Here is a 4,182-nt window from a genome sequence, read left to right as displayed (position 1 = left end):
ACCACCCACACCCACGGCCACCACCCCACCAACCACACCCCCAACCCCCACCTCCCCCTCCCCACCTACCCCTTCACCCACCACCACTACTGGCTGGTCCCGCAGACCCCCTCCGGCGGTCCGGAGCGGCTCGGCCTCGACGCCCCGAACCACCCGCTCCTCGGCGCCTCGCTCGAACTCGCCGAGGACGGCGGCCTGTTGCTCACCGGGCGGCTGTCCCTCGACACCCATGCCTGGCTGGCCGACCACGAGATCCTCGGCCGCCCGCTGCTCCCCGGCACCGCCTTCGTCGACCTCGCGCTCACCGCCGGCGAGCGCGCCGGCGCCCCGCGCCTGGACGAACTCACCCTGGAGGCCCCGCTCGCCCTCCCCTCGACCGGCTCGCTGAGCATCCAGCTGGCGGTCGGGGCACCGGAGTCCGGCAGCGGAGCGCGCACCCTGGCCGTCCACTCCCGCCCCACCGACGGCACCGGCGAGTGGACCCGGCACGCCGTCGGCCGGCTCGCCCCCGCCACCGGACCGGCGCACCCCGCCCACCCGGCGGCACCGGCGCCCGCCTGGCCACCGAGCGGCGCCGAGGCGATCGACACCGAGGAGCTCTACCGGCGGCTCGCCGAGCTCGGCTACGCCTACGGCCCCGCCTTCCACGGCGTACGGGCCGCCTGGCACCGGGGCGCCGAACTGTTCGCCGAGCTCGCCCTGCCGCAGGAGCTGCACGAGGCCGCCGCCCGGCACCCGCTGCACCCGGCCCTGCTGGACGCCGCCCTGCACCCGCTGGTGGGCCGCGCCGCCGAGGAGGCCGACGGGCTGCCGCTGCCGTTCTCCTGGTCCGGCGTGGAACTGCACGCCACCGGCGCCGACGCGCTGCACGTGCACTGGCGGGACGGGGCGCTGGACGCCCGGGACACCGCCGGCCGACCCGTCCTCACCGTCGAGTCCCTGGCCCTGCTCCCGCTGCGGCCCGACCAGGTGGCACCGGCCACCGGCGGCGCCCGCGACCTCCACCGCACCGGGTGGACGCCCGTACGGCCCGCCGCGCCCACGCCCACCAGCCTGGTCCAGGCCCTCGCGGACCTCCCCGGCGACGCGGCCGTGGCCCCCGTGGTCGCCGTGCCCGCACCGGGCGGCCGCGATGCCGTCGCCGCCACCCTGGAGCTGCTGCAAACCTGGCTCGCGCAGGAGCGCTTCGCCGGCTCCCGGCTGCTCGTGCTCACCCGCGGCGCCCTGGCCGTCACGGCCACCGACACCGTCCCGGACCCGTGGGCCGGCGCCGTCTGGGGCCTGCTGCGCTCCGCCCAGGCCGAGCACCCGGACCGCTTCGCCGTCGCGGACCTGGACGTCCCGGCCGAGACGGCCGCACTCGCCACCCTGCCTGCCGATGAGCCCCAACTCGCCCTGCGCGACGGCACGTTCCACGCCCCGCGGCTCACCCGAGCGGCCGCCCCGGACGGCACCTCCCCGGACTTCACCGACCGCACCGTACTGGTCACCGGCGGCACCGGCGCCCTGGGCAGCACCGTCGTCCGGCACCTCGCCGCCCGGCACGGCGCCCGACACCTGCTGCTGCTCAGCCGACGCGGCGCGGACGCCCCCGGCGCGGCCGAACTCGCCCGGGAGCTGGCCGAGTCGGGCGCCGAGGTGCGGTTCGCCGCCGTGGACGCCGCGGACCGCGAGGCGCTCGCCGCCGTCCTCGCCGACGTCCCCGCCGAACGCCCGCTCGGCGCCGTCATTCACCTCGCCGGCGTGCTGGACGACGGCGTCCTCGCCGACCTCACCCCCGAGCGGCTGGACACCGTCCTGCGGGCCAAGGCCGACGCCGCCCGGCACCTGCACGAACTCACCGACGGCCTCGACGCCTTCGTCCTGTTCTCCTCCGTCACCGGCACCACCGGCACCGCCGGCCAGGCCAACTACGCCGCCGCCAACGCCTACCTCGACGCCCTCGCCCACCACCGCCACGCCCTCGGCCTGCCCGCCACCTCCCTCGCCTGGGGCCTCTGGGCCGACCAGGAGGGCATGGCGGGCGAGCTGGGCGCCGCCGGGCTGGCCCGCTGGGCCCGCGCCGGCCTGCCCGCGCTCGGCACCGAGGAGGCGCTCGCCCTGTTCGACGCCGCCCTGCGGCACCCCGAGCCGGCCCTCGTCCCGGTCCGCTTCGACCCGGTGGCGCTGCAGGCCCGGGCCGCCGCCGGCCCGCTCCCGGCGCCGCTGCGCGCCCTGGTCCGCGCCCCGCGCCGCCAGGCCACCGCCGGCACCGCGGCCGCGACCGGCCGGTCCTGGGCCGAGCGCACCGCCGCCCTGGCCGCCCCCGACCGGACCCGCACCACCACCGACCTGGTGCTGACCACCGTCGCCACGGTGCTCGGGCACGCCACCGCGGCCACCGTCGAAGCCACCCGGGCCTTCAAGGAACTCGGCTTCGACTCACTCACCGGGGTCGACCTGCGCAACCGGCTCGCCGCCGCCACCGGCCTGCGGATCGCCGCCACCGCCGTCTTCGACCACCCGTCGCCCGCCGCCCTCACCGAGCACCTGCTCGCCCTCCTCCCGGGCGGCACCGCACCCGCCCGCGACCAGGCGGCGCCGATCACCGCCGCCGCGGACGACGACCCGATCGTCATCGTCGGCACCGCCTGCCGCTACCCCGGCGGGGTCGCCTCCCCCGAGGACCTGTGGCGGCTCGTCCTCGACGGCACCGACGCCATCGGCGACTTCCCCGGCGACCGCGGCTGGGACCTCGACGCCCTCTACGACCCCGACCCGGAGCGGATCGGCACCTCCTACACCCGGCACGGCGGATTCCTGCTCGACGCCGCCGGGTTCGACGCCGAGTTCTTCGGCATCAGCCCGCGCGAGGCGCTCGCCATGGACCCGCAGCAGCGCCTGCTGCTGGAGACCGCCTGGGAGACCTTCGAGCGCGCCGGGATCGACCCGGCCTCCGTCCGGGGAACGCGCACCGGCGTCTTCGCCGGCGTGATGTACAACGACTACGGCTCACGGCTGAGCAAGGCGCCCGAGGAACTGGAGGGGTACCTGCTCACCGGCAACACCGCGTCCGTCGTCTCCGGTCGGCTCGCCTACACCTTCGGCCTGGAGGGCCCGGCCGTCACCGTGGACACCGCCTGCTCCTCCTCGCTGGTCGCGCTGCACCTGGCCGCCCAGGCCCTGCGCCAGGGCGAGTGCGACCTCGCCCTGGCCGGCGGCGTGACGGTCATGTCGCGCCCGGACACCTTCGTCGAGTTCAGCCGCCAGCGCGGCCTCTCCGCCGACGGCCGCTGCAAGTCCTTCGCGGCCGCGGCGGACGGCACCGGCTGGTCCGAGGGCGTCGGCCTGCTGCTGGTCGAGCGGCTCTCCGACGCCCGGCGGCACGGCCACCAGGTCCTGGCCGTCCTGCGGGGTTCGGCGATCAACCAGGACGGCGCCAGCAACGGCCTCACCGCCCCCAACGGCCCCTCCCAGGAACGCGTCATCCGCCAGGCGCTCGCCTCCGCCGGCCTCACCGCCGGCGACGTCGACGCCGTCGAGGCACACGGCACCGGCACCCGCCTGGGCGACCCGATCGAGGCCCACGCCCTGCTCGCCACCTACGGGCAGGACCGTGAAACCCCGCTCCTGCTGGGCTCGCTGAAGTCCAACATCGGCCACACCCAGGCCGCCGCCGGCGTCGGCGGCGTCATCAAGATGATCGAGGCGATGCGGCACGGCGTGCTGCCCCGCACCCTCCACGTGGACGCGCCCTCGCCCTACATCGACTGGGAGACCGGGGCCGTCGAACTGCTCACCGAGCAGACCGCCTGGCCCGAGCACGGGCGGCCGCGCCGCGCCGCCGTCTCCTCCTTCGGCATCAGCGGCACCAACGCGCACGTCATCCTGGAACAGGCGCCGCCCAGCCCGCCCGTGCACATCCAGGACGACCCGACGGCCGGGCCGGTGCTGTGGCCGCTCTCCGGGCACAGTGCCCGCGCCCTACGGGAACAGGCCGCCCTCCTCGCGGAGTTCGTCCGCGGTCGCACCGACCCGCTCACCGCGATCGGCGCGGCGCTCAGCCACGGCCGGGCCACCCTGGAGCACCGTGCCGCGGTGCTGGCCGCGGACCGCGAGACCGCCCTCGCCGCCCTGGACGCCCTCACCCACGACCACGACCACCCCGCCCTCCTGCGCGGCACCGCCACCACCCCCGCCCGC

1 protein-coding gene is annotated in these 4,182 nt (G+C 77.4%); it reads left to right on the top strand.

Annotated features, from left to right (window positions below):
* On the top strand, window positions 1–4,182 hold a 4,182-nt coding region (locus tag ACFYUY_RS39975; protein ID WP_387908424.1), incomplete at both ends, for a type I polyketide synthase.

The organism is Kitasatospora sp. NPDC004745, assembly GCF_042873275.1.
GTDB lineage: Bacteria > Actinomycetota > Actinomycetes > Streptomycetales > Streptomycetaceae > Kitasatospora.
Note: the sequence above shows the minus strand (reverse complement) of the source record. Positions and strands in the feature narration are given on the sequence as shown.